The organism is Streptomyces sp. NPDC004561 (genome assembly GCF_053602155.1).
This window is the reverse complement of sequence record NZ_JBSGDB010000861.1, coordinates 1-1,775: the sequence shown is the minus strand read 5'-3', so window position 1 is coordinate 1,775 and position 1,775 is coordinate 1. Positions and strand designations below refer to the sequence as shown.

Genomic DNA, 1,775 nt, shown 5'->3' with positions numbered 1-1,775 from the left:
ACTGTGGCTTCACGCACACCGGCGGCACGGGCGACCGCTCTGATCCCGCTGTGACCGAGGGACTGGGCTCCGCACCGTCGCGGTGCGGACCCCGGTTTGTGCTGTTTTCAGGAAGGCAGACAACCGCATGCCCCGCAGGCCCCAGAAGCCGAACCGGCGCGCCGCCTCGTCGCCGCGACCGTCCGCGTCGCCGTCGACGGAATTCCGGCTGCCGGAAAGCACGACACCCGCACTTCCCGCCGTCGAGGACTTCGCCGGTCTGGACATGCCCGCGGCGCTGCTGAAGACCCTCACCACCCAGGGGGTGACCACCCCCTTCCCCATCCAGGCCGCCACCCTGCCCAACTCGCTCGCCGGCCGTGACCTGCTGGGACGGGGCCGCACCGGCTCCGGCAAGACCCTCGCGTTCGGGCTGGCGCTGCTGGCCCGCACCGCCGGACTGCGTGCGCAGCCCAAGGCGCCCCTCGCCCTCGTGCTGGTGCCCACGCGGGAGCTCGCCCAGCAGGTGACGGACGCGCTGACCGCCTACGCGACGGCGGTGAACCTCCGGATGGCCACCGTGGTCGGCGGGCTGTCGATCACCAAGCAGGCCGGTTCGCTCCGGCGCGGCGCCGAGGTGGTCGTGGCGACACCGGGCAGGCTCAACGACCTCGTGGAGCGCGGGGACTGCGTGCTCGGCGACGTGCGCATCACGGTGCTGGACGAAGCCGACCAGATGACCGACATGGGCTTCCTGCCGCAGATCACCAAGCTGATCCAGCAGGTGCGGCCCGACGGACAGCGCATGCTCTTCTCGGCCACCCTGGACCGCAACATCGACCGCCTGGTGCAGCGGTTCCTGATCGACCCCGTGGTGCACTCCGTGGACCCCTCCGCGGGAGCGGTGACCACCATGGAGCACCACGTGCTCCACGTGCAGGACGAGACCGACAAGAAGGCCGTCACCACGCGCATCGCGGCCCGTGACGGGCGGGTCATCCTCTTCCTCGACACCAAGCGGTCCGCCGACCGGCTCGCCAAGCGGCTCCTGGCCGTCGGTGTCCGCGCGGCCGCGCTGCACGGGGGCCGCTCCCAGCCGCAGCGGACCCGCACCCTGGAACAGTTCAAGAACGGCCAGGTCACCGCCCTGGTGGCGACGAACGTCGCGGCCCGGGGCATACACATCGACGACCTCGACCTCGTCGTGAACGTCGATCCCCCCACCGACCACAAGGACTACCTCCACCGGGGCGGCCGCACGGCCCGCGCCGGCGGCTCCGGCAGTGTGGTCACGCTGGTCCTGCCCGACCAGAAACGGGACGTCACCCGGCTCATGTCGGACGCGGGCATCCGCCCCCGGACGGCCCGTGTCACCTCCAGCGACGCGGAACTGGCCACCATCACCGGCGCCCGCGAGCCCTCCGGCGTGGCCGTCACCCTCGAGGTGCCCCAGCAGGCGGCACCGGCGGCGTCCCGCCCGGACGGGAAGACCGGCGCCAAGTCCGGTACGTCGTCCAGCCGTCGGCGTCGGAACGGCGGCGGCGCCCAGTCGGCGACAGGCGCTGCCACCAGGACCGGGAGCCGGGGCACCGACCGCCGGGCCGCGTCCGGGACGACGGCGTCTGGCGCCACCTCCGCGACCGGTGGGCGCGGCTCTGGCCGCCGGGCGGGAGCCGCCGGTGCCAGGGCCGGCGCCGGTGGAACGGGCGGCCGCAGCGCCGACCGCCAGAACGCGGCCGGCGCCGCCTCCGCCAAGGCCGTTCGCATGTCCGTACGCCGGGCGGCGGCCGGCGGGG

At 74.0% G+C, this 1,775-nt stretch carries 1 protein-coding gene; it reads left to right on the top strand.

What is annotated here, in order from left to right:
- Nucleotides 1-127: 127 nt before the first annotated feature.
- On the top strand, nt 128-1,775 hold a 1,648-nt coding region (locus ACWEN3_RS46175; protein ID WP_452984389.1), incomplete at its 3' end, for a DEAD/DEAH box helicase.